At 70.9% G+C, this 22,777-nt stretch carries 27 protein-coding genes and 2 tRNA genes; 13 read left to right on the top strand and 16 right to left on the bottom strand.

All coding sequences use genetic code 11. From position 1 onward, the window contains the following. Nucleotides 1-33: 33 nt before the first annotated feature. Together CLV46_RS01820 and CLV46_RS01815 are read right to left on the bottom strand one after the other, a co-directional pair. Complete coding sequence (locus tag CLV46_RS01820) at nt 34-990, bottom strand: carbohydrate ABC transporter permease (RefSeq protein ID WP_100363215.1); 957 nt, start codon at nt 988-990, stop codon at nt 34-36. A 9-nt stretch (nt 991-999) separates the two neighbouring features. Further along, nucleotides 1,000-1,926 (bottom strand): carbohydrate ABC transporter permease, encoded by a 927-nt coding sequence (locus CLV46_RS01815; protein ID WP_100363214.1) that lies wholly within the window; start codon nt 1,924-1,926, stop codon nt 1,000-1,002. Between the two features lie 154 nt (nt 1,927-2,080). Between CLV46_RS01815 and CLV46_RS01810 the strand changes: the two genes are divergently transcribed. Further along, the gene (locus tag CLV46_RS01810; RefSeq protein WP_245866425.1) at nt 2,081-3,304 is read left to right on the top strand and encodes an ROK family protein; all 1,224 of its coding nucleotides are present in this window, start codon (nt 2,081-2,083) and stop codon (nt 3,302-3,304) included. A 48-nt stretch (nt 3,305-3,352) separates the two neighbouring features. Next, nucleotides 3,353-4,561, top strand: coding sequence for a DUF998 domain-containing protein (locus CLV46_RS01805; RefSeq protein ID WP_100363213.1), 1,209 nt, complete (start codon nt 3,353-3,355; stop codon nt 4,559-4,561). Nucleotides 4,562-4,570: 9 nt separating this feature from the next. Here the strand turns inward: CLV46_RS01805 and CLV46_RS01800 are convergent, their stop codons facing one another. Together CLV46_RS01800 and CLV46_RS01795 are read right to left on the bottom strand one after the other, a co-directional pair. Further along, a complete protein-coding gene (locus CLV46_RS01800) occupies nt 4,571-5,389 on the bottom strand; it encodes a CPBP family intramembrane glutamic endopeptidase (RefSeq protein WP_100363212.1) in 819 nt (272 codons plus the stop codon). Nucleotides 5,390-5,480: 91 nt separating this feature from the next. Next, the gene (locus tag CLV46_RS01795; RefSeq protein WP_100363211.1) at nt 5,481-6,788 is read right to left on the bottom strand and encodes a cation:proton antiporter; all 1,308 of its coding nucleotides are present in this window, start codon (nt 6,786-6,788) and stop codon (nt 5,481-5,483) included. A gap of 143 nt (nt 6,789-6,931) precedes the next feature. Between CLV46_RS01795 and CLV46_RS01790 the strand changes: the two genes are divergently transcribed. Continuing rightward, on the top strand, nt 6,932-7,306 hold the full coding sequence (locus tag CLV46_RS01790) for a PLDc N-terminal domain-containing protein (RefSeq protein ID WP_211282124.1): 375 nt from the start codon (nt 6,932-6,934) through the stop codon (nt 7,304-7,306). Between the two features lie 114 nt (nt 7,307-7,420). Beyond that, on the top strand, nt 7,421-7,828 hold the full coding sequence (locus CLV46_RS01785; protein WP_100363210.1) for a hypothetical protein: 408 nt from the start codon (nt 7,421-7,423) through the stop codon (nt 7,826-7,828). Nucleotides 7,829-7,903: 75 nt separating this feature from the next. On the opposite strand, the gene CLV46_RS01780 is transcribed toward CLV46_RS01785, so the two are convergent. Beyond that, a tRNA-Arg gene (locus tag CLV46_RS01780) sits at nt 7,904-7,976 on the bottom strand. A gap of 15 nt (nt 7,977-7,991) precedes the next feature. Continuing rightward, entirely contained in the window at nt 7,992-8,393 is a 402-nt protein-coding gene (locus CLV46_RS01775) for an MmcQ/YjbR family DNA-binding protein (protein ID WP_100363209.1), read from the bottom strand. A gap of 83 nt (nt 8,394-8,476) precedes the next feature. On the opposite strand from CLV46_RS01775, the gene CLV46_RS01770 reads away from it, so the two are divergent. Next, nucleotides 8,477-8,854, top strand: coding sequence for a glyoxalase superfamily protein (locus CLV46_RS01770; RefSeq protein WP_245866424.1), 378 nt, complete (start codon nt 8,477-8,479; stop codon nt 8,852-8,854). A gap of 185 nt (nt 8,855-9,039) precedes the next feature. Here CLV46_RS01770 and CLV46_RS01765 read toward each other — a convergent pair whose 3' ends face one another. Genes CLV46_RS01765 through CLV46_RS01755 form a run of 3 tightly spaced genes read right to left on the bottom strand, consistent with a single transcriptional unit; the run spans nt 9,040 to nt 10,645 of the window. After that, the gene (locus CLV46_RS01765; protein WP_100363207.1) at nt 9,040-9,999 is read right to left on the bottom strand and encodes an NAD(P)-dependent alcohol dehydrogenase; all 960 of its coding nucleotides are present in this window, start codon (nt 9,997-9,999) and stop codon (nt 9,040-9,042) included. Next, entirely contained in the window at nt 9,999-10,220 is a 222-nt protein-coding gene (locus tag CLV46_RS01760) for a helix-turn-helix transcriptional regulator (RefSeq protein WP_100363206.1), read from the bottom strand. Before CLV46_RS01760 ends, CLV46_RS01765 begins: the two co-directional genes overlap by 1 nt. Further along, on the bottom strand, nt 10,214-10,645 hold the full coding sequence (locus CLV46_RS01755; protein WP_100363205.1) for a hypothetical protein: 432 nt from the start codon (nt 10,643-10,645) through the stop codon (nt 10,214-10,216). The genes CLV46_RS01760 and CLV46_RS01755 overlap by 7 nt, the downstream gene beginning before the upstream one ends. Before the next feature lie 182 nt (nt 10,646-10,827). Here CLV46_RS01755 and CLV46_RS01750 point away from each other — a divergent pair, with 182 nt between their 5' ends. Genes CLV46_RS01750 through CLV46_RS01740 form a run of 3 tightly spaced genes read left to right on the top strand, consistent with a single transcriptional unit; the run spans nt 10,828 to nt 12,856 of the window. After that, complete coding sequence (locus CLV46_RS01750) at nt 10,828-11,184, top strand: GntR family transcriptional regulator (protein ID WP_100363204.1); 357 nt, start codon at nt 10,828-10,830, stop codon at nt 11,182-11,184. Then, the gene (locus tag CLV46_RS01745) at nt 11,181-12,071 is read left to right on the top strand and encodes an ABC transporter ATP-binding protein (RefSeq protein ID WP_100363203.1); all 891 of its coding nucleotides are present in this window, start codon (nt 11,181-11,183) and stop codon (nt 12,069-12,071) included. Before CLV46_RS01750 ends, CLV46_RS01745 begins: the two co-directional genes overlap by 4 nt. Continuing rightward, nucleotides 12,068-12,856, top strand: a complete 789-nt coding sequence (locus CLV46_RS01740) for an ABC transporter permease (RefSeq protein WP_245866422.1) — start codon at nt 12,068-12,070, stop codon at nt 12,854-12,856. Before CLV46_RS01745 ends, CLV46_RS01740 begins: the two co-directional genes overlap by 4 nt. Before the next feature lie 62 nt (nt 12,857-12,918). Here CLV46_RS01740 and CLV46_RS01735 read toward each other — a convergent pair whose 3' ends face one another. Genes CLV46_RS01735 through CLV46_RS01720 form a run of 4 tightly spaced genes read right to left on the bottom strand, consistent with a single transcriptional unit; the run spans nt 12,919 to nt 16,412 of the window. Then, nucleotides 12,919-14,115, bottom strand: a complete 1,197-nt coding sequence (locus CLV46_RS01735; RefSeq protein WP_100363202.1) for an ABC transporter permease — start codon at nt 14,113-14,115, stop codon at nt 12,919-12,921. After that, a complete protein-coding gene (locus tag CLV46_RS01730) occupies nt 14,108-14,773 on the bottom strand; it encodes an ABC transporter ATP-binding protein (protein WP_100363201.1) in 666 nt (221 codons plus the stop codon). Before CLV46_RS01730 ends, CLV46_RS01735 begins: the two co-directional genes overlap by 8 nt. Next, the gene (locus tag CLV46_RS01725; protein WP_100363200.1) at nt 14,770-15,840 is read right to left on the bottom strand and encodes an efflux RND transporter periplasmic adaptor subunit; all 1,071 of its coding nucleotides are present in this window, start codon (nt 15,838-15,840) and stop codon (nt 14,770-14,772) included. Before CLV46_RS01725 ends, CLV46_RS01730 begins: the two co-directional genes overlap by 4 nt. Continuing rightward, nucleotides 15,837-16,412, bottom strand: coding sequence for a hypothetical protein (locus CLV46_RS01720; RefSeq protein ID WP_100363199.1), 576 nt, complete (start codon nt 16,410-16,412; stop codon nt 15,837-15,839). The genes CLV46_RS01725 and CLV46_RS01720 overlap by 4 nt, the downstream gene beginning before the upstream one ends. A gap of 122 nt (nt 16,413-16,534) precedes the next feature. On the opposite strand from CLV46_RS01720, the gene CLV46_RS01715 reads away from it, so the two are divergent. Both CLV46_RS01715 and CLV46_RS01710 read left to right on the top strand, forming a co-directional pair. Further along, a complete protein-coding gene (locus CLV46_RS01715; protein WP_100363198.1) occupies nt 16,535-17,191 on the top strand; it encodes a response regulator transcription factor in 657 nt (218 codons plus the stop codon). Beyond that, a complete protein-coding gene (locus CLV46_RS01710; protein ID WP_211282123.1) occupies nt 17,188-18,366 on the top strand; it encodes a sensor histidine kinase in 1,179 nt (392 codons plus the stop codon). Before CLV46_RS01715 ends, CLV46_RS01710 begins: the two co-directional genes overlap by 4 nt. On the opposite strand, the gene CLV46_RS01705 is transcribed toward CLV46_RS01710, so the two are convergent. Next, nucleotides 18,330-18,722, bottom strand: coding sequence for a TIR domain-containing protein (locus tag CLV46_RS01705; RefSeq protein ID WP_100363197.1), 393 nt, complete (start codon nt 18,720-18,722; stop codon nt 18,330-18,332). The two genes, CLV46_RS01710 and CLV46_RS01705, sit on opposite strands and share 37 nt — an antisense overlap. Nucleotides 18,723-18,772: 50 nt before the next feature. Here CLV46_RS01705 and CLV46_RS01700 point away from each other — a divergent pair, with 50 nt between their 5' ends. Both CLV46_RS01700 and CLV46_RS01695 read left to right on the top strand, forming a co-directional pair. Further along, nucleotides 18,773-19,531, top strand: a complete 759-nt coding sequence (locus CLV46_RS01700) for a DeoR/GlpR family DNA-binding transcription regulator (protein ID WP_100363196.1) — start codon at nt 18,773-18,775, stop codon at nt 19,529-19,531. Nucleotides 19,532-19,583: 52 nt separating this feature from the next. After that, complete coding sequence (locus tag CLV46_RS01695) at nt 19,584-20,183, top strand: dihydrofolate reductase family protein (protein WP_100363195.1); 600 nt, start codon at nt 19,584-19,586, stop codon at nt 20,181-20,183. Between the two features lie 55 nt (nt 20,184-20,238). On the opposite strand, the gene CLV46_RS01690 is transcribed toward CLV46_RS01695, so the two are convergent. Beyond that, nucleotides 20,239-20,328: transfer RNA gene (locus tag CLV46_RS01690), tRNA-Ser, on the bottom strand. 254 nt (nt 20,329-20,582) lie between these two features. Continuing rightward, nucleotides 20,583-21,536: a helix-turn-helix transcriptional regulator gene (locus tag CLV46_RS01685; RefSeq protein WP_100363194.1), complete on the bottom strand. Its 954-nt coding sequence runs from the start codon at nt 21,534-21,536 to the stop codon at nt 20,583-20,585. A 59-nt stretch (nt 21,537-21,595) separates the two neighbouring features. On the opposite strand from CLV46_RS01685, the gene CLV46_RS01680 reads away from it, so the two are divergent. Then, nucleotides 21,596-22,756 carry an epoxide hydrolase family protein gene (locus tag CLV46_RS01680; protein ID WP_100363193.1) on the top strand — a complete coding sequence of 387 codons (1,161 nt, stop codon included), beginning with the start codon at nt 21,596-21,598 and terminating at the stop codon, nt 22,754-22,756. Nucleotides 22,757-22,777: the final 21 nt, after the last annotated feature.

Raw genomic sequence — 22,777 nt, 5'->3', positions numbered from 1 at the left:
GGATTGCGGGGTGGAGGTGGAGGGTCGTCCCGGCTACTTGATGCCGGTGAAGTTCAGGGATTCGACGATGCGGCGGCCGAGGAAGACGAGCAGGATGAGCACCGGGATGACGGACAGCGTCGATCCGGCCATGAGGCCCGTCCAGTCGGGCTGGGTGTTGGGCGACTGCTGCAGGTACACGCCGAGACCGACGGTCACGGTGCGCACGGACTCGTCACGGCCGATGAGCAGTGGCCAGAGGAAGTCCTTCCAGGCCCAGACCACCGTGATGAGCCCGATCGTGATGAGCGGGCCCTTGCTCATGGGGAGGGCGATGCGCCAGAACACGCGCGCCTTGCCGGCGCCGTCGAGCAGCGCGGCCTCTTCGACGTCGACGGGGATGTTGAGGAAGAACTGCCGCATGAAGAAGATCGCGAACGGTGTCATGAGCAGGCTGGGGGCGACCATGCCGAGCAGGTTGTCGAGCAGCCCGAGGTCGCGCACGAGCACGAAGTTGGGCAGAAGCGTGAAGATGCCGGGCACCATGAGGGCGGCGATGAGCACGGAGAACAGCGCGTTCCGGGCCGGGAACTTGAGCCGTGCGAACGCGTACCCTCCCATCGCGCAGAACAGGGTCTGGAAGAAGCCGATGAGCCCGCAGTAGACGACCGAGTTCCAGAGGTAGAGCAGGAAGTTGATCGAGGCGCCCGAACCACCGGCGGCGCGGTCCTCATCGGGTGACAGGAAGCCGAGCACCCGCGCGAAGTTGATGATCGTGGGGTTGTCGGGGAAGAACGCGCTCGAGTTGCGGATGACGTCGGCGGCCGGGGTGAGCGCCGTCTTGAGCATCCAGTAGAACGGGAAGAGCGTCAGCACGAGCGAGACGATCAGCACGACCCAGCCGAGCACCCGGCCGATCGAGAACGGACGGCGCTCGCGGCGGCGCGGCGGAGCGGGTCGCTCCTCGCCGACGGCGACGGGCGCGGGCGAGACCTGTGTGGTGAGAGACATGGCGGCGTCCTAGGCGAGTTGGGATTCCGAGGCGCGCAGAAGGCGCAGCTGGATGGCGGTGAGGGCACCGAGGATCACGACGAGGACGATGGCCATGGCGGCCGCGTAGCCCATGTTGAAGTAGTTGAACGCGTGCTGGTAGATGAAGTAGTAGATGACCCTCGTCGCGTTCACCGGCCCGCCTCTCGTGGTCACCGCGACGGTGTCGAAGATCTGGAACGACCCGATGAGCGACACCACGAGCACGAGCGCCATGATCGGGCGCAGCAGCGGCAGGGTGATCCGGGTGAACAGGCGCCACTCGTTCGCGCCGTCGAGCGACGCGCTCTCGTAGATGTCGTTCGGGATCTGCAGCATGCCCGCGTAGAACAGCAGCGCCGTGTATCCGGTGAAGGCCCAGGTGTTGACGAGGGAGATCGTCGGGATGCCGAGGGCGGGGTTGGTGAAGAAGCCGACGGCGTCGAATCCCATGCCGGTGATGAGGTGGTTGACGAACCCGAGGTTCGTGTCGAGCAGCCACAGCCAGATGAGACCGACGGTCACGTTCGGTACGAGCCACGGGATGAGCAGGGTCGTGCGCAGCACGACGGACCGGGTGAGCCGGTGCATGAGCGCGGCGAGCAGCAGGGCGAGCGCCGTCTGGCTCACCACGTTGAACACGACGTAGTAGAGGGTGACGCCCATCGAGTTCCAGAACTCGCCGTCCTGCACGACCTCCGCGTAGTTCTGCAGCCCGATGAACTCCGGCTCGCCGAGCAGGCTGTAGTCGGTGAACGACCACCAGAGCCCGCGGATGGTCGGGTACAGGTAGAAGACCGCGAACCCGATCAGCACGGGCGCGATGAACAGCAGGGCGACCCGGCGATCGTCGCGGCGCCGTCGCGGTGCGCTCGGCGCGAGGCGGCGTCGGCCGGCGCTCACGGAGGGGGCTGACATGGGCTGCCTTTCAGCGCCCCCGAGCGATTTCAGCCGTCGTTGGCGCACGCCGACGCGCGGACGCGAACGGCTTTCCGGTGCTCCCGAGCGGGATGCCCGAGAGTAGAGTCGAGTGGAACGGGTTAATAATGCAACGTGCCGTTATAAAGCGCAAGTGAGGGAACGGATGTCGCAAGAGGCGATTCTCGAGACACCGGGCGGCACCATGGGCAGCCGGTCGTTGCTCCGGCGGATGAACTCGCTCGGCATCCTGCGCGCCGTCATGCGCGCCCCGCAGACGATGCGCACGATGGCCGCCGACTCCGGCCTCTCCCGCACAGCGGTCGACGCGATCGTGTCGGACCTCGTCGACAACGGCTGGCTCGCGGTCGCCGATGACGCGCCGACCCGCGGCGTCGGGCGACCCGCGGCGGTGTTCCGCGTGCGGCCCGATCTGGGACGGTTCCTCTCCCTCGACATCGGCGCGAACCACATCTACGCCGTCGTCACCGATCTCACCGGTTCCGTGCTCGGCCACCGCACCGCCCGCGTCGACGAGAACCTGGCCGCCGAGGAACGCGTCGCCGCCGCGCTCACCGTCAGCGACGAGCTGCTCGACGAACTCGACATCACCCGCGACGCCCTCTGGGCGGTCGCGATCGGCTCCCCCGGCTCCATCGGCCGGGGCGGCGACGTGCTGCACTTCGGCGGCACCGGCATGCCGGGATGGGTGGGGCTGAATCTGCGTGAGCGATTCGGCGCCGAGTTCGACGCCGCCATCCTCGTCGAGGGGGACGTGGCCCTCGGCGCCCACGCGGAACTCACCATCGGCGCCGCCCGCGACTACAGCGACGTCGTCTACATCCTCTGCGGCATCCGCACGAGCGGCGCGTCGATCGTCGACGGCAAGGTGCACCGCGGCGTTCACGGCGCCGCCGGGATCGTCGGCGAGATGCCGGAACTCAAGTGGGCCGAACTCAACGAGCGGTACGGCACCTCGGTGCTGAGCGATCCGCGGCCCAGCCGTGAGCAGATCTTCGACGCGGCCCGCGCGGGCGATCCCGCCGCCGTCGTCGCCGTGCAGGAGTTCGCCGACGACCTCGCGACGGGTGCCGCGGCGCTCACCCTCGCCCTCGACCCGGAACTGCTCGTGATCGGCGGTGGCAGCGCCCCCGGCGCGGACGTGTTCCTCCCCCGGTTCGAGCAGACCCTGCGCTCGATCTGCCCGCTGCCGCCGGAGGTCGCGGTGTCGGATCTCGGATCCGAAGCGGTCGCGATGGGTGGGATCAGCCTCGCCGCCGGTCACCTCAACGCCGTGCTGGACGCGGCCGTCCGTGAGCTCGGCTCCTTCCCGAGTCCCGCCGAGACGGCGCGACTGATGGCGACGCGCGCCGGGTAACCGCCCGCCGGCATGTCAGCTGTCGGCACGGTGTCCTACAGTCGGGCCATGTCCTCCCCGGCACCGACCGTCGCGGCCGCGCTCCACCTCCGCCGCGAAGGCGACGCGCTCGGAGCCGCCGCCATCGGCGCCGTCGTCGGCGTGCTCGTCGGACTGATCGCGTTCTGGAACCGGGAGGCGCCGCTCGGCGGCACCGGTTCGATCGGAGGCATCGCCGCCCTCACCGCGGCACTCGTCGGCGCGCCGGTGTTCGCCCTCGTCTACGTGCGTCATTCCCGTCGGCAGTTCCGCTGGACCCGACGCTCGCCGGTGCAACGCGCCGTCGACACCGCCGGCCTCACCCTCACCGGGGCGGGGATGGCGCTGCTGCTGATCGTCTCCGTCTTCACCGTGCTGCAGCTCGCCTTCCGCGACCTGTCGCTCGACACCCCCGCCGCGACGACCCTCGTCGGCGCGACGGTCGCGGCGACGACGTACGCGCTCGCGCTCATCGCCTCCGAGATCACGACCCGCACCCTCACCTCACTGCTCGGCCTGTTCCTCGTCGCCGGCGTCTTCGCGAGCATGCTCACCGCCGACGACCCGACGTGGTGGCACCGGAACTTCAGCGCGCTGGGCGCGGGCGGCGCCGCCTCCGCCCAGGCGTTCAACCTCACGCTCATCATCGGCGGGCTCGTCATCACGACGCTCGCCGACTACCTCACCACCGATCTCACCTCCCGCCGGCGGCCCGGCGGCGGGGACCTGCGCGGCGTGGGTGTCATCCGGATGCTCCTCGTGCTCGCCGGGGTGCTGCTCATCGGGGTCGGACTCGTCCCCGTCGACGCCGACGTGATCCTGCACAACGTGTTCGCGACGTCGGCGGTCGTCGTCTTCGCCGTGCTCATCGCGCTCGTGCCGACGCTGTTGCGCGGGCTGCCGAAGAGTTTCGTGCTCGCCACCGCGGTGTTCGAAGGCGGGCTCGTCGTCATCGTGCTGTTGTTCTGGCCCGTCGGGTACTACAACCTCACCGCGGTGGAGCTGCTCTCGGTCGTCGTCATCCTCGCCTGGCTCATCCTCTTCACCCGCCAGGCGGAGGCGCAGACGGCGGCCGTCTCTGCCGCCGCCGCACGCGCCGCGGCGCTCGGCCCGGTACGAGCCCCGGCTCGAGCCGCGGTACCGAGCACCTCCGCGCCCGTGCCGAGGGCCGCCCTCGCCATCGGCGTGCTCATCGTCGGCGCGCTGATCGGCGCCCTGCTCCCGCGCCGGACCCGCTGACCGCCGGCCTCATCCGTGGGGACGCGCCCTTCCTGCGCGCCGCGAGTGCAGCGTCACGAGGGCGGCGATGCCGACCGCGAACGGGATCGGTCCGAGCGCGAGCATCGCGAGCCGGTGGTCGACCGTCGCCCCCAGCAGTCCGTGCGCCAGCACGAGCTGAGCGCCGGTCTGGAACGCCGCGTGAAAGCCGACCGCGACCGCGATGTTCCCGGTCACCGCGCGCAGGTACCCGAGCCCGATCCCCATGCCCGCGAACACCACCGCATCGGTGGTCGTGACCGGTCCGGTCGCGAGCCGCACGCCGACCCCGGTGGCCGTGAACGCCGCGGCTTGCGCGAGGATCGCTCCCCACCTGCCCACCCGGGGCTCGAGGATGCCTTGCGCATACCCACGGAATGCGACCTCCTCGGGCAATGCCTCCGAGAGCAGCACCGCGGCGAGCACGAGCGGCACGGTGCCCCACGCCTCCGCGGGCGGCAGAGGGGCACCGGCCGGCACTCCGATGACCGCCACGGCGACGGCCGCGGGCACGATCCAGGCGAGCGCTCCACCCCCGACGCCGCGCAGCCATCCGACGGTCCCCGACATCCCGGCATCGGACAACGGGCGGCGATCGTGCCGACTGAGACCCACTACCGTCCCCAGGACGAGAGCGGAGACGACGATTCCGACGAGGATGCGCGTCACGAGCGTCGAGTGCGCGGCGGCCGGCTCGTTCCTCGTGAGCGCCACGATCACCGCGAGCCCCAGCAGGAAGACGAGGACGACGATCGCGGCGCGCGCGAGCACCGCGGACGCACGCCGGGGCGGATCGCGGTGCGGCGTCATCCGTGGGGTCGCGAGACGGATGCGGGCAGGGACATCCCGGAATGATGGCACCCGGACCGCACGGCCACCAGACCGCGGTCGCAGCCGAGGCTCAGACGGGCGTGCCCGCGGTACGACTGTCGCCGTCTCGGGCCGCCCTCGCGCGGCGCCGATCGAGCAGGGCCATGACCGGGGTCGCCGCGACACCGTGCAGCACGATGGAGCACACGACGACGAGACCCGCGATCGACCACAGCCGCTGGGCATCCGCGAAGTCGCCGTGCTCGAGCGCATAGGCGATGTAGAACAGCGACCCGACGCCGCGCACTCCGAAGAAGGCGATCACGGCGCGCTCGCGCGGACCGGTCTTGCCCGGAGTGAGGCTGAGCCAACCGATGACCGGCCGCACCACCAGCAGCACCGCGGCCGCGAATCCGATCTCGAGCCATCCGATGTCCTCGAACAGTCCGCGGGCGATGGCACCGCCGAGCAGCACGAGCACCGTCATCGTGAGCAGGCGTTCGATCTGCTCGACGAAGGTGTGCATGACGCGGTGATAGCCGTGGTCGCGTTCGGCATGACGGATGGCGACGGCGCAGACGAAGACGGCGACGAATCCGTAGCCCTCCGCGACCTCGGCGATGCCGTAGGCGAGGAACGTGCACGCGAGGGCGACGAACCCCTCCGACTCCTCGGTGAAGCCGCGTCGCTCCGCCCAACCCGAGAAGAACAGCCGGCCGAGCAGCCAGCCGACGCCGATTCCGACGCCGAGCCCGACGGCGAGCCGCCAGAGCACGTCGACGAGCAGCCACTCGCCGAGCCAGCCCGACGGGGCGATGCCGGCGAGGCTGATCGCGATCGCCGCGTAGGTGAAGGGGAAGGCGAGCCCGTCGTTCAGTCCGGCCTCCGACGTGAGTGCGAAGCGCGCCTCGTCGTCGTCGCCCTCCTCACTCTCGTCCTGGCGGTCGACGATCGGCTCGCTCACCTGCACCTCGGTGGCGAGCACGGGATCGGTCGGGGCGAGGGCGGCCCCGAGCAGCACCGCCGCAGCGGCGCCGACTCCGAGGCCCCACCAGCCGAGAGCGGCGACCGCGACGATCGAGACCGGCATCGTGATCGCGAGCAGACGCGTGGTCGACGACCAGGTGCGCCACGACGGCACCCGGTTGACCGCGAGGCCCGCTCCCATCAGCGCGACGATCACGCACAACTCCGTGAGGTGCAGCGCGATCGGATGCTGAGCGATCGGATCCGGTGAGGGCAGGTCGGGGAGGAGCGCGAAGACCGCGATCCCGCCGGCGAGGAAGACCATCGGCAGGGAGACGGGCGAGTTGCGCACGAGCTTCGGCAGCAGGGCGGCGGCGAGGGTGGCGAGTCCGATGGCAGCGAAGACCAGCGCCTGCCCGTCGAACTCGATCATCCGCTCACCCTAGGCGCGACCGTCGGCTCACTCCGGCGCTTCGGGCGACGGTGCATGGAAGACGAAGCAACGACAGCCGCTCACGTAATGGGGGCGCCGACGGGGACTCGCGCTGAGCGTTGCTCGCCAATAGCGTGTGGGGCGTGTATCTGCTCTTCTCGGCGCTCATCCTGCTGCTCGTGATCGGCGCCCTCGTGGACATCATCGCGCGCGACGACGGGCAGGTGCGCCACCTGCCGAAGATGGCCTGGGTGCTCCTCGTCGTGTTCCTGCCGCTCGTGGGCAGCATCGTGTGGTTCCTCGTCGGCCGCGAGTGGAGTCGACCCCAACCCGCCGTCCCATTCGGCGATCCACGACGGGCGGAGGCAAGGCGGCCGGACTCCGCGCCGGCGCCGGGGAGCACCGAGGCGCAACTGGCGGCCCTCGAGGCGGAGATCGCGGCGACCGAACGCGAGGAGCGCATCCGCCGACTCGAAGCGGAACTCGAGGCGAAGCGTCGCCGCACCGCCGGGGAGTGAGGCGGGCACGGCCGGGCGCATCCGGGTGACGCGCGGCCGATATCCATCGCGGTGATGACCACCGTCACCCGCCCGGGCGACGACCGCCGCCAGCGGAGCGCGTTGGCTGGGCGCATGACAACTCGCACGACCCGCCGCGGCCTGCTCGCCGTCTCCACGTTCGCCGTCGCCATCCCGATCCTCGCCGGTTGCCAGGCGTTCGGTGTCAACGAGCAATACGGAGCCGAGTACGCCGACCTCGGTGACATGGAGGCGTCGTGGGATGCCGCCCGCGTCCCCCAGCTGGTCCCGGACGACGCGAAGGACATCCGCATCGCCTACAACACGATCGACGAGGGCGCGATGCTCGCCTTCACCGCCGAGGGCGGGATCACGGCGGACTACTGCGAGCCCGGCGCGGTCGAGGGGGAACCGGCGTTCGAACCCGGCTGGTGGCCCGAGGGCGAGCTGCCGGGCGAGGGCTTCACGTGCGGCGACTGGATCGTCGTTCAAGCCGACGACCGGTTCGTCGTCTGGGACTGACCGCTCCGCCGCATCCGGGGGCTTAAACGAAGACGGCCCGCTTCCGCGAGCCGTCTCATACTGTCTCAACCAGTGTGCGCCCGGAGGGATTCGAACCCCCAACCTTCTGATCCGTAGTCAGATGCTCTATCCGTTGAGCTACGGGCGCAAGCCGTCGTCGAGACTACACCAGAGGTGACCTCCCAGACGAATCGAGCGCCTTCAGCTGCCGTCGCAGCGCCACCTGACGGTAGGACGCGTCGACGAGCTCGGCGATCTCGGCCCAGTCGAGGTCGGGCCGGTCGAGGTCGATCGCCCGCCACCCGGCCGGCCCGAAGTACGGCGGCACGAAGAAGCGGTCATCCTGGTCGAGCGCGGCGACGTCGTCGGGGTCGGGCTTGAAGACGATCGTGAGCGGGCGATCCATGGCCGAGCTCACCGTGATGAAGATCTTCTTGCCGGCGCGGAAGGTCGGGCGTCCCCACGCGGCCACCTCCACCGCCTCGGGGTAGGCGAGGCAGATCCGGCGCACGCGGTCGACGAGCGGGTGCGCGGGATCGACGACCTCGGGATGCGGCTCGGCCATGGGGGCACGGTAGCGCCGGCCACCGACAACCGAAAGGTCGATGACAGACCGGTGACGCGCGGCCACGCCGTCACTACCCTGACGTGCAGGAGGTCGCGATGGAGCGGATCGGACTGGGGCACGCGGTGCCCGTGCTGCGCGTGCGCGATGCGGATGCGGCGGCTCGCTTCTACGTCGACCACCTCGGCTTCGCGCGCGATTGGGAGCACCGGTTCGCGCCGGAACTGCCGCTCTACCTGCAAGTCGTGCGGGGCGACTGCACGCTGCACCTGTCGGAGCACGAGGGTGACGGCACGCCGCACGCGGCCGTGTGGATCGCCGTCGACGACGTGCACGCGCTGCACGCCGACCTGCACGCCCGCGGGGTCGACGCGACTGTCGACGAGGATGCGCCCGGAGGCGCGACCCTCACGGTCGAGGATCCCGACGGCAACCAGCTGCGCTTCTGCCGGCCCGCCTGACTCGCCCCGCCGGCGCACTGGGCCCGACCCCCACATCCGTTTCCCGTCAGTAGATGCCCTTCAGCGACGCCGGAAAGGGCAACTACTGACGGGAAACCGACCGCCCGGGCGACCGCGGGGCGACCGCCCGACCGCGGGCGACCGCCCGACCGCGCGACCACGGGCGGCGGCGCGCCCGCGGAGCGTCAGTCGGCGACGCGCAGCACGAGCTTGCCGCGGGTGTGCCCGCGCTCGAGGTCGCGGAGCGCATCCGCGGCTCCGTCGAGGGGGAACACCCGCTCGACGTGCGGGCGGAGCTCCCCCGAACCCGCGAGCTCCGCGAGGCGCTCCAGGTCCGCCGCGTTCGGCACCGAGAGCAGCGGACGCACCCGCGGCCGCACCCACGGCGTGAGCGACACGCGCAACTGCCGTACGGCGGCACCGAGCAGGGGGCCGCCGCCCTCGCCGCCGGCGAGCACGACCGTTCCCCCGGGCGCGGTGAGCGCGCGCAGCTCGGACACGGACCGGTTGCCCGCGATCTCGATGACCGTGTCGAACGTGCCGCTCGGCCGCTCCCGCGTGTAATCGACCACAACATCCGCCCCGAGCTCTCGCACGAAGTCGACCTTGTCCGGTCCGCACACCGCGGTGACGTGCGCGCCGGCGATGCGGGCGAGCTGCACGGCGAAGTGCCCGACCCCGCCGCCCGCCCCGAGCACGATCACGCGGCGCCCCGCATCCGCCCCACCGAGGCGCAACCCCTGCATCGCGGTGAGCCCGGAGGTGGGGAGCGCGGCCGCGTGTTCCGCGGTCAACGCCGACGGCCGGCGCACGAGACGATCGGCGCGGGCGATCGCGTACTCCGCGAAGGACCCGACCGCGACGCCGAACACGGCGTCGCCGGGTGACCACGCCGTCACCCCCTCCCCCACGCGGTCGACCACGCCGGCGACGTCACCGCCGAGCTGCGGTCGCCGGGGGCGGCGCATCCCGAACGCGGCGCGTACCGCGTAGGGCGTGCCGGTGACGAGGTGCCAGACCCCGGGATCGACTCCGGCGGCCTGCACCCGCACGAGCACCTCGCCGGCTTTCGGCTCGGGGGTGGGCACCTCGTCGAGGCGCAGCACATCGGGTGTGCCGTATCGGGTGTAGCGGATGGCGTGCATCAGGACTCCTCGGGGTAGTGGAACACGTCGTCGAGCGGAACCTCGAGGACGCGGGCGATCTTGAACGCGAGCTCGAGCGTGGGCGAGTACCGGCCCTGCTCGATCGCGATGACGGTCTGGCGGGTGACCCCGATCCGTTCGGCGAGTTCCGCCTGGGTGAGGTCGCCGCGAGCGGTGCGCAGGGCGCGGATGCTGTTGGTCACCCGGGTGGGCTTCACCATTCGGGCATCCCCCTGCGGTACACGGCGATCTTCGCGACCGACCCGAGCACGGCGGAGAGCACGAACCCGAGGAAGATCGCGTTCGCGATCCAGAAGTGCGCAGCCCCGAGCATGGTGAGCACGAGGGCGACGAGCGAGCCGACCACGAGCAGCGACTGCCCGGTGTATTCGCCGAATCGACCGATCTGGCGATCCCGCTGATCGACCCGTTCCGCACCCTTCGGCTCACCGATCGACGCGATGATGTTGAGCACGATCGACACGACGATCGAGCCGACGATGGCCCAGATCATCGGCCACGCGAACGGGCGCTCCTCGAGCGGCGTACCCGGCTCGGATCCCGTGAACAGCAGAACGAGGTAAGCGCCGTACGCGAGCACGGCGAGCACCCCCAGGATCCACGCGTTCTTCTCCTGCAGTGCCATCTCCGCCTCCGGTCATGTCAAAAATGTTCGACATGGCGAAGGTACGCCCCCGAGCACCCGGCTGTCAAAGATTTTTTACACGACCGACGTGGGGGAACCGGATCGGCGTCCGGCCCTTGACATCCGCGAACCGACATGGTTGGTTAATTACCCAAGTAACCAACCAGGGCACCGGAGGTCGGATGGACGACAGCAGGCCGATCTTCCTGCAGCTCGCAGAACAGATCGAGAACGAGATCATCTCCGGCGTGCTCGAGGAGGAATCGCAGGTCCCCTCGACCAACGAATTCGCGGCCTTCCACCGCATCAACCCCGCGACCGCCGGCAAGGGCGTGAACCTCCTCGTCGACGACGGGATCCTCTACAAGAAGCGAGGCATCGGCATGTTCGTCACCACCGGAGCTCGCGAGCGCCTGCTCGGCAAGCGGCGCGACGGCTTCCGCACCGAGTACGTGACCCCCCTCCTGCAGGAGGCGCGAAAGCTCGGCATCACCACCGACCAACTCACCGACATGATCCGGAACGAGGACCAGGCATGACCACCATCGCCGAGGCCATCGGCCTCAGCAAGCACTACGGCAGCGTGCGCGCCGTCGACGACGTGAGCCTGCGGCTCGAGGAGGGCCGCATCCACGGGCTGCTCGGCCGCAACGGGGCGGGAAAATCGACGCTCATGCAGTTGCTCACCGGCCAGGAGTTCCCGACCGCCGGCCGCGCCGAAGTGTTCGGCGCCACCCCGGCCGAGAACGCGAGCGTGCTGCGCAACGTGTGCTTCATCAAGGAGAGCCAGCGTTACCCCGACGACTTCCGCCCGAAGCACGTGTTCCGGTCGGCACCGTGGTTCTTCGAGCACTGGGACGCGGATTTCGCCGAACAGCTGGTCGACGAGTTCCGGCTCCCCCTCAACCGCCCCATCAAGAAGCTCTCGCGCGGCCAGCTCTCGTCGGTCGGCGTCATCGTGGGGCTCGCGTCCCGAGCGCCGCTGACCTTCTTCGACGAGCCCTACCTCGGCCTCGACGCGGTCGCGCGCCAGCTCTTCTACGACCGCCTGCTCGCCGACTACGCGGACCACCCCCGCACGATCGTGCTGTCCACCCACCTGATCGACGAGGTGAGCAACCTGCTCGAGCACGTCTTCGTCATCGACCAGGGTCGCCTGCTGGTGGACGAGTCCGCCGAGACGCTGCGCTCCTCGGCGACGACCCTCGTCGGCCGCACGAGCGTCATCGACGAGTTCGTCGCCCAGCGCGAAGTGCTGCACCGCGAGGGCCTCGGCGGCCTCGCCTCCGTCACGGTGGCCGGACTGGGCGAGGCTGAGCGTCGCTCGGCCACCGCCGCCGGCCTCGAGCTCGCGCCCGTCTCCCTGCAGCAGCTCGTCGTGCGCATCACCGGCACGGCCCAGAAGGAATTCGAGGTAACGCCATGACCACCCTGACCTCCGCGCACGCCGCGGACTCCCCCACCACCCACGGCCCCGGGGTGTTCGCCCGCATCGGCAATGTCGTGAAGCTGCAGTTCGCGAACCCGTACACGGTGCTGACCGCACCGTGGATCATCCTCGGGCTGATCTTCCTCGTGAACCTCGCCATCTGGTGGATCATCATGAGCCAGGTCACCGACCCCGGCGACCGGGCAGACGTGACCGAAGGGTTCGGCTACAGCGGCGCGAGCCTGTTCATCTTCGTCTACATGATGGTCGTGGCCATCCAGGCCATGAATCAGACCTTCAGCTTCGCTCTCGGGATGAGCGTGACGCGCCGGGACTACTACCTCGGCTCCGCCGTCACCTTCACCCTGCTCTCGGCCGTCTTCGCGACGGGGATGACCGTGCTCGGGGAGATCGAACGGGCCACCGACGGCTGGGGTGTCGGAGGGCGGATGTTCACGAGCCTGTACTTCGGCGACGGATCGTGGTTCCAGCGCTTCGTCATCGTCTTCCTGGCCCTGATGTTCTTCTTCTTCATCGGAGCGGTGGCCGCGACCGTGTTCGTGCGGTGGAAGGCCGTGGGGTTGACCGCTCTCGCCGTCGTCGTCGCCGTCATCCTGCTCGGGCTCGTGGCGCTCGCCACCTTCACCCAGTCGTGGGGACGGGTCGGCGAGTGGTTCGCCACGACGGGCTTCCTCGGCAGCGCACTGTGGAGCCTGGTCATCACGGCGATCGCGGGCGTCGCGGGGTTCTTCATCCTGCGCCGGGCGACGCCCCGCGGCTGACCGCAAGGAAGATGCCCCGCCGTGCGAACGGCGGGGCATCTCGCGTTCCGGAGCGGAACCGCTCACGGCACGGCGAGCGCCTCGGTCGGTGACAGGCGCGCGGCCCTGGCGGCGGGATAGAGCCCCGCGACGGCTCCGGTCACGAGCGTCGCGACCACTCCGCCGGTCGCCGCCCAGAGCGGCACACTGACGGGCCACCCCTGCACGGTCGCGTAGACGGCGGTGACGGCCGCCCCGAGCAGCACGCCCGTGACACCGCCGATCGACGACAGCAGCAGCGACTCGGTCAGGAACTGCACCCGGATGTGCCCCCGGGTGGCGCCGAGGGAGCGACGCAGCCCGATCTCCCCTCGGCGTTCGAGCACCGAGATCACCATCGTGTTCGCGACGCCGACCCCGCCGACGAGCAGCGCGACGGCGCCCAGTCCGAGCAGCAGGGCGGTGAATGTGCGGTCGGTCGCCTGCTGAGCGGCGAGCGCGTCCGAGGGGCGCGACACGTCCACCTCGTTCGGCGCCTCCGGATTCGCCGTCGCGGCGAGCACCGACTGCACGGACTCGACGGCGGAGTCCGCACTGCGCGTGTAGAGCGTCGTGGGATGCCCGTCGAAATCGAGTTCGCTGTCCGCGACGGGCCAGCCGACGAGCGCCGCCGGATCGAGTTCCGGGGCCAGTGGCACGGGGTCGAGGATGCCCACGACGGTGAACCACTCGCCGCCGATCAGGATCTGCGGATGGTGGTCGACCGACCCGATGCCGAGCCGTTCCGCCGCGGTGGCCCCGAGCACGACCGCCGGATAGCGGGCGGTCGCCGCGTTGAGCCAGGTCCCTTCGCCGATCGTCGCCCCGACCGTCTCCGGCAGGTCGAGCTGCGCGGCGACCGCGGAGATCCCGCCCGTCTCCGTGCTCGGGATGAGGTCGCTGCGGTAGACGTCGGCGGCGATCGACCCGGTCGCGCTGACGTCGGTCACCGGACCGATGCGCGCGACCATCTCGGTCGACTCCTCGGGCAGCTGCGCGGCCTCGCCGAACAGCGTCTGACCGGGAGCCACGCGCAGGAGGTTCGTTCCCAACGCCGCGAGCTGACGGTCGAGATCGGCCCGACTCGACGACGAGATGCCGACCACGGCGACCATGGCGGCGATCCCGATCGCGATCCCCAGCGCGGAGAGCGCGACACGGGTCGGTCGGCTGCGCAGGCCGGAGGACCCGGTGCGCAGGATGTCGGACATCCGCAATCGTGCCGGTGTCAGCTCAGTCATGGCCGATCACCCCGTCCCGGATCCACACCCGGCGCGGAAGGGCCCGCGCGATCTCGCGGTCGTGCGTGATGACGAGCACCGTGGTGCCGTCGTCGTGCAGGTCTCCCAGAAGCGACATGACCGCGGCGCCGGCGACCGAATCGAGGTTGCCGGTCGGTTCGTCGGCGAGCAGCAGCGACGGCTCGCCCGCCACCGCCCGCGCCACCGCCACCCGCTGCCGTTCGCCACCCGAGAGCTGATGCGGCAGGTGATCGGCGCGATGCGCGAGCCCCACCCGATCGAGCGCCCGGTCGGCCCGCCGCCGGCGCTCGGGCAGGGAGAGCCCCGAGTAGAGCAGCCCGTCGGCGACGTTGTCCCGCGCGTTCACCCCGGGGGCGAGATGGAACTGCTGGAACACGAACCCGATGCGCTGGGCGCGCAGGGCCGACAGCTGCCGGTCGTCGAGCCGCCCGGCATCGTGGCCGGCGATCCGCACGGTGCCGGAGGTCGGCCGGTCGAGCGTGCCGATGAGTTGCAGCATGGTCGACTTGCCCGAACCGGACGGCCCGACGATCGCGAGCAGCTCGCCCGTCTCGACCACGAGGTCGACTTCCCGGAGGGCGTGCACTCCGCCCGGGTACCGCTTGCTCACCCGCTCGAGTTCGATCACCGCGCTCATGAGGGGACTCCGACGACCGTGCCCTCGGTGACACCCTCCCCGGACACCTCCACGAGTCCGTCGGCGAAGAGGCCCGTCGTCACGGCGACCAGCTGGGTGCCGCCATCGGTGACGACCTCGAGGGCGTATCCGCCCTCGGCGAGCGCGAGGAGCGCGGCGACCGGCACGGCGAGCACGCCCTCACGCGTCTCCGCCGTGAAGTCGACCTCGACCGATGCGGTGTCGAGCGCCCCGAGATCCGCGCCCTCGACGGGGACCACCTCGACGACCAGCACGGTCGTGGGTTCGGCTTCCGGCCCCTCGCCCGCTTCGATCTCACTCGACACGGAGGCGATGGAACCCTCGAAGGTCGTCCCGTCGGGCAGCGTGACCGTGACCGCGTTCCCCGCGACGGCGAGGCGCTCGTCGTCCACGTCGAGCTCCACCGTGACCGTGCGCGTCAGCCCGGTGGCGGTGTACACCGTGGCACCCGGCTGCACCCGATCGCCGACGCCGGCCTCCCGGGCGCCGACACGCACGGCACCGTCGGCGAAACGCACGGCCGCCGGATCCACGATGCCCGTCTGCTCCCGCCCGAGATCCTCCTGCCACTGCTCCACGGCCGTCGCGGTCGCTCGCGTGTACTCGGTGTCGACGTCGAATCCCGTGTAGCCGAGGGCGGCGAGGTTCTGCTCCAGCTGCTGCACGTCGGCGCCCTCGTCGCCGCGCGCGAGCGGGCGGTACGCGGGCAGCGTGCCGTAGAGGAGCACGATCGGATCGTCGTCGATGCGGTAGAGCGCCTGACCACGTTCCACGACGGTGCCGGTCGCGGGCACCTCGGTGACCGTGCCGGCGGCCGCGGCGCTCAGCGTGAAAGGCGATCCGTAGCCGAGTTCTCCGTCCACGCGCTGCGCGTCGACGAGCGTCTGGCGGGTGACCTCGGCGGTGGCGGCGGGCAGGTCGTCCTCGGCCGAGGGTGCCGCACCGACGCCGACCGCGAAGCCGCCGTTCGCCGCGACGAGCACCGCCCCGGCCCCGATCGCGGCGATCGCACCGAGAGTGGCGCGGCGGCGCCAGGCGATCGTCATTCCCCGTCCTCCGTGTCGTCGACGGGTCCGCCACCCGGCCGTGCCGGCATGAGGTGCCGGCACGCCTCCTCGGCGGCTGCGAAGTCGGTGTCGACGGATCCGCCGCCCTGCCCGCGCTCGATGCGGATGCGTCCGGACTCGTCGGGGTCGGGGAAGTCCTCGACCCCGTTCTCACGCATGCACTTCGAGAACTCGAGCTGAGCCGCCAGCTGCTCCGGGTCCAGCTCGCGAGGCCGGCCTCCGTCGGGCAGGTACTCCCGGCACTCCTCCATCGCCGCCTCCGCCTCTTCCGGCGAGACACCTTCCGGCATCGTGATCCGGAGACCTTCGCCGTTGCCGGGGTCGCCGACGTCGACGCCCTGCTCCCGCATGCACTCGGCGAAAGCGACGCCGTCGCCCTCGGCCGTTCCGCCGTCATCGGGCGCCTCGGTCTCGCCCGACTCACCCGAGTCGATCGATGCGACGTCGTCGTCGGCCGCGGGCGCGGCGCAACCGCCGAGTCCGACCGTCATGGCGAACGCGAGAGCGATGAGCAGTCTCGCGTGACGACTGCCCCGTTCCGTGGTGCGCATGTCTTCCTCCCTGTCGACGAGGCCCTCCCGACGACCGGATCAGTGCACCAGGGCGCCTGTTTCCCGGCGGTTGACGCATTCGCTAACGCCCGCGAAACGCCGCGGTGCAGCACGATGGGTGCATGCGGGTGCTCGTGGTCGAGGATGAGCCGCTGCTGGCCGACGCGGTCGCCCAGTGGCTCCGCGGCGACGCGCACGCCGTGGATGTCGTCGGCGATGGCGTCTCTGCGGTGGAGCGGGCGAGCGTCAACGACTACGACGTGGTGGTGCTCGACCGCGACCTGCCGGGGATGCACGGAGACGACGTGTGCCGCGAACTGGTCAGCTCCTCGTCGCTCGCGCGGGTGCTCATGCTGACCGCCGCCGCGGGCATCGACGACCGGGTCGCCGGTCTGAGCCTCGGCGCCGACGACTACCTGACCAAGCCGTTCGCGTTCACTGAGCTCTCCGCCCGCATCGCGGCGCTCGGGCGCCGCGCACGGGCGGCGACCCCCCCGGTGCTCGAACGCGCGGGCATCCGGCTCGACCCGCACCGCCGGGAGGTCTACCGCGACGGGCGGTACGTGCCGCTCTCGCGCAAGGAGTTCGCCGTGCTCGCCGAGCTGTTGCGCGCCGACGGCGGCACCGTGTCGGCCGAGCAGCTGCTCGAGAAGGCGTGGGACGAGAACATCGACCCGTTCACCGGGGTCGTGCGCATCACCATCCTCAAACTGCGCCGCAAGCTCGGTGAGCCCAACCCGATCGAGAACGAACCCGGTGTGGGATACCGCATCCGGTGAGCCGGCTGCGATTGACGGTCCGTGCCCGCCTCACCCTCATCTACGGCGTGCTGTTCCTGGCGTCGACGGCCGCGGCCCTCGGGGTGACCTACGCGCTCGTCAGCCGCCGCCTCACCGACACGGTCCTGTACACCGGTGGCGAGCTGCCCGCGCCCGACCCGAGTGCGCCCGCCCTGCAGCGGCCCCTGCTCATCCGGCAGATCGCGGACCGGACGCGGGACGAGGCACTGCAGGCGCTCATCACGCAAGGGGTGATCGCCCTCGTCGCGGTGGGCGTCACCGCGGTCCTGATCGGCTGGGTCGTCGCGGGCAGGGTCCTGCGGCCGCTGCAGCGCATCACCGACACGGCGAAGCGGATCGCCGAGGCGCCGGACGCCGATCGCCGGCTGCACGCCCGCATCGCGCTCGACGGGCCGCGCGACGAGGTGAAAGAGCTCGCCGACACGTTCGATGTGATGCTCGATCGGCTCGATCGCTCGTTCGACGGTCAGCGCCGGTTCATCGCGAACGCCTCCCACGAGTTGCGCACTCCGCTCACCGTGAATCGCGCGCTGCTCGAGGTGGCGTCGGCACGCGCGGATGCGCCGGAGGAGGTGCGTCAGCTCGGTCGCACCCTGCTGGAGGTGAACGCCCGGCACGAGCGACTCATCGACGGCCTGTTGCTGCTCGCGCGCTCGGAGCGGCGCGTCGAGGAACGCTCCTTCGTCGACCTCGCCGACGTGGTGGAGCACGTGGCGGCCCACTACGCCGACGCGGCGGTGCGCATCGATGCCTCGGCGGAGGAGGCGCCGACGAGCGGCGATCCGGTGCTGCTCGAACGCCTCGTGCAGAACCTCGTCGACAACGCGGTGAAGTACAACGTGGAGCACGGCTGGGTGCGCGTCGCCTCGGGTCGAACGCCGGACGGGCGGGCCCTCCTGGTGGTCGAGAACCCCGGCCCGGATGTGGCCCCGTACGACGTCCCGGCGCTCTTCGAGCCGTTCCGCCGCCTGGGCGCCGATCGCGTCGCGAGCGCCGCGGGAGCGGGGCTGGGATTGTCGATCGTCAAGGCGATCGCCGAGGCGCACGGCGGCGAGGTGGTGGCCCGGGCGCGCCCCGCGGGCGGATTGACCGTCGAGGTGGCGCTCCCGGGCGAGCGCTACGAGACCTCGGCGAGCGCCTCGTCGGCGACGTAGCCGGGGATGTCCTCGAGCCGCGCATAGACCGGGATGCCGCGCTCCCGGGCGATCGCGACGTCGAGGTCGGCGCCCTTCGACTCGCCGGGGAGGCGGAGCACCGCGTCGCAGTGCTGCAGGAGCCGGTGCGCGGTCGGGTACATGACCTTCTCGGCGAGCGGGTCGGTGATGCCCGCCGCTCCGGCGCTCGAGAGCACCGGCAGGGCGACCCATTCGCCGATCATGGGCACGTGCCCGCTGCGGAAGATCGGCCAGGCGGCCTCTTCGAGACGTCGCAGGTTGCGGTCGAGCAGGTCGGGATCGTCGCCGGTGCCGGAACGGTAGGGGCCGGCGATCAGAATGAGGAGCGGTTTCATGGAAACGCACGCTAACATGGATAAACACGCACAAACAAGGAGGACTGCGGATGTTCGCGCCACAACGCCGTGAGATCCTGCTCGACCGCCTCGACACCGACGGTCGCGTCGTGGCCAAGGACATCGCGGCGGAACTCGGCGTCACCGAGGACATGATCCGGCGCGACCTGCGCGAACTCGCCGCGGCCGGTCTGTGCCAGCGCGTGTACGGCGGTGCGCTCCCGGCGAGCCCCGCGGTCGCCGACTACCCCGCCCGGCAGTCGGTCGCCGTCGACAGCAAGGCGCGGGTCGCGCGCACGGCCGCCGCCCTCATCCGCCCCGGCACCACCGCCCTGCTCGACGGGGGCACGACCGCACTCGCGGTCGCGCGCGCCCTGCCCGCGCGACTCGCGGCGACGATCGTGACGCACAGTCCCACGATCGCGGCGGCGCTCGCCGAGCACGCGACCGTGGAGGTCGAGGTCGTCGGCGGGCGGCTGTTCAAGCACTCGGTCGTCACCGCCGGCGCGGCGGCCCTCGAGTCGCTCGCGCACATCAGCGCCGACGTGTTCCTGCTCGGCGTCACCGGGGTGCACCCCGATGCCGGCCTCACCACCGGCGACCGCGAGGAGGCGGCCATGAAGCGGGCGCTCGCGGCCCGCGCCGGCGACACCTACGTGCTCGCGAGTTCGGAGAAGATCGGCACCGCCTCCGGGTTCCCGGTGCTGCCCCTCGCCGACGTCACGGGAATCGTGACCGATGCGCCCTCGGATGCACCCGTGATGCGCGCCCTCGCGAAGGCCGGCGCGCACTTCCTCACCGCGGGGTGAGCGAGTAGCCTCCGAGCGCGAGCGAGACGCACCCGTCGACTGGAGCCGGACCGTGGGAATCGTGTACAGCGACATCGCCGTGTCGGCGGACGGCTTCGCGGCCGGCCCGGACCAGAGCGAACAGGCGCCGCTGGGTGCCATCGACGAGAACTGGCTGCACGGGTGGATGTTCGAGACGTACGAGGAGAACCGCGCGGAGGTCGACGCGATCGTGGACTCCGGGGCGACCATCATGGGCCGCAACATGTTCGGCCCGGTGCGCGGCGAGTGGGACCGCGAGTGGCGGGGCTGGTGGGGCGACGAGCCGCCGTACCACGGGCCGGTCTTCGTGCTCACCCACTTCGCGCACGAGCCGATCGAGATGAAGGGCGGCACCACGTTCCACTTCGTCACCGACGGCATCCACTCCGCCCTCGAGCGGGCACGCGCCGCGGCCGGCGATCGGAACGTCTCCATCGCGGGCGGAGCCGCGACGGTGAACCAGTACCTCGCGGCGGGCGCGATCGACGAGCTGCGACTGCACGTCACGCCGTGCATCCTGGGCGCCGGGGAGCGACTGTTCGACGGCGTCGCGGCCCAGGCGCTCGAGCGCGTCTCGGTGCGGACGGCCTCGCGGGTCACGCACATGACCTACCGGCCCGTCCGCGGCTGACCGGAACCGGTCGGGGAACGACGAAACCCGCCGACGATGCGGCGGGCTTCGGAAGCGGAGACGGTGGGATTTGAACCCACGGAACCCTTAGAGGGTTCTCCACCTTAGCAGGGTGGTGCACTCGACCGGACTATGCGACGTCTCCTCGCCCGTCCATCCTAACGGCACGGGGACCGGTCACCGCATCCGCGCACCCCGCTCTGGGGGTGGGGTACATCTTGTCCTCACTATGGCGGACCCGTAGAGTGGTGCCGGCGCCGATCGCGGAGGACCCGCTGAACATCCGAGCGGCGCCGCTTCACATTCCGCTCGAGCAGGCCCGCTTCCCCCCCCAGGCGGGCACTGACGCCAGCGACCACCCGGCCGGGTTCGAACTCCCTCGCCCGGCCGGGTGCCCCCTCAGCCCGCGACGGCTCCGGCGTAGCGGCGGCTCATGACCCGCAACGCCTCCACGAGGTCCGGTGGCTCCGTGACGTGGAAGTCGAGGCCGAGCATGCCGATGTAGGCCGCGATCGTCTCGACGCTGTCCGCTCCGGTCACGAGCACGCACGACCTCTCGTCGAGCGGCTCGACCACCCCGACGGCGGGATTGATGCGGGCGAGCACGTCGGGCGCGGACGCGGCCACCGTGATGCGCGCGTGCACGAGCCATCCGGTCGACGCCACCTCGCGGACGACGAAGTCGGTGTAGTCCCGTTCCGGCAGCGGACGCGGGTCGAACGCTCGGCGGGTCGGCATCCGCAACGTCATCCAGTCGAGACGGAAGGTCTGCCACTCGCCGGACTCGACCTCGCGCGCCACGAGGTACCAGCGCCGCTGCCACGAGACCAGCCGGTAGGGCTCGACGAGCCGAGGCTGTCCGCGGTAGTCGAACCGCAGCCACTCGACGGCGCGGATGGCCTGGGCCACGTCGGCGAGCAGAGCCGGATCGACCTCCGGGTCGGGAGCGTTGGTGCTCGTGTTCTCGGGCCCCCGGTCGACCGTGCGCGCGATCGCGTCGACGCGGTGCCGCAGGCGCGACGGCAGCACGTGCTCGAGTTTGGAGAGGGCGCGCGCGCTCGAGTCCGCGATGCCGGCCACCCCGGAGGCCGCGCGCAGACCGATCGCGACCGCGACCGCCTCCTCATCGTCGAGCAGCAGCGGGGGCAACGAGGCGCCGGGTCCGAGCCGGTAGTGACCGGCCGTGCCGCGCATGCTCGTGACCGGATAGCCGAGCTCGCGCAGACGGTCGATGTCGTTGCGCACCGTGCGCACGCTGACGTCGAGCCGGTCGGCGAGCTGGGGTCCGGTCCACTCCTGCCGCACCTGCAACAGACCGAGAAGAGCGAGAAGACGAGCAGACGTCGCTGTCATCGCACGAGTCTGACACAACAGGAAAGAACTGTTCCTGTTTCACTTCTACCGTCGGAGACATGAACACCACCTCCTCCACCACCGCCCCCGCCTCCACCGACGACGACGTCCGCCCCTTCCGCATCGAGATCCCGCAGGCCGATCTCGACGACCTGCGCGAGCGCCTCGCGCGCACCCGCCTCCCCCAGCCCGCACCCGGCGACGACTGGACCTACGGCACACCGAACGTGTGGCTCACCGAAGCCCTCGACGTGTGGAAGGCCTCCGACTGGCGGCAGACGGAGGAGCAGCTCAACGCGCATCCGCAGTTCATCACCGAGATCGACGGCCAGCCGATCCACTTCGTGCACGTGCGCTCGCCGCACGCCGAGGCGGTGCCGCTGCTGCTCGTGCACACCTACCCGGGCAACGTGATCGACTTCCTCGACATGATCGGGCCGCTCGTCGACCCGGTGGCGCACGGCGGCCGGGCGGAGGACGCATTCCACGTGGTCGTCCCCTCGCTGCCCGGATTCGGGTTCAGCACGCCCGTGCGGGAACGCGGCTGGACGATGGAGCGCGTCGCCCGCGCCTTCGACACCCTCATGCGGCGACTCGGCTACGAGAGCTACGGCGAGCACGGCAGCGACGCGGGCGCCCTCGTCGGACGGGAGCTCGGACTGCTGCAGCCCGCCGGCTACCTCGGTTCCCACGTGCTGCAGGCGTTCTCGTTCCCGTCCGGCGACCCCGCCGAGTTCGAGAAGCTCGAGCCCAAGGACTACGCCGCCCTCGAGCACATGAAGTGGTTCCAGTCCGTCGGCGGCTACAACGCGATCAACGCGTCGCGGCCGCAGACGGTCGCCGTCGGACTCTCCGACTCGCCCATCGGCCAACTGGCGTGGAACGAGCTGTTCGCGAACTTCGGCAACGGCACGAGCCTCGTGCCGCTCGAGAAGATCGTCGCATCGGTGTCGCTCGAGTGGCTCACCAACACGTCGGCGAGCGCCGGCCGGTACCACTTCGAAGAGGGTCGTCTCAAGCGGGAGCCCGCGGTCAACCACGGCCGGATGGGCGTCGCCGTGTTCCAGGACGACTTCAAGTCCATCCGCACCTTCGCCGATCGGGACAACGACAACATCGTGCACTGGAGCGAGTTCGACCGCGGCGGGCACTTCGCCTCGATGGAGGTGCCCGAACTCGTCGTCGACGACATCCGGGAGTTCTTCCGCCCGGTGCGCTGACCGCCGCGGACGCCGCCGGCC

The organism is Diaminobutyricimonas aerilata (assembly GCF_002797715.1).
GTDB classification, from domain to species: Bacteria; Actinomycetota; Actinomycetes; order Actinomycetales; family Microbacteriaceae; genus Diaminobutyricimonas; species Diaminobutyricimonas aerilata.
Note: the sequence above shows the minus strand (reverse complement) of the source record. Positions and strands in the feature narration are given on the sequence as shown.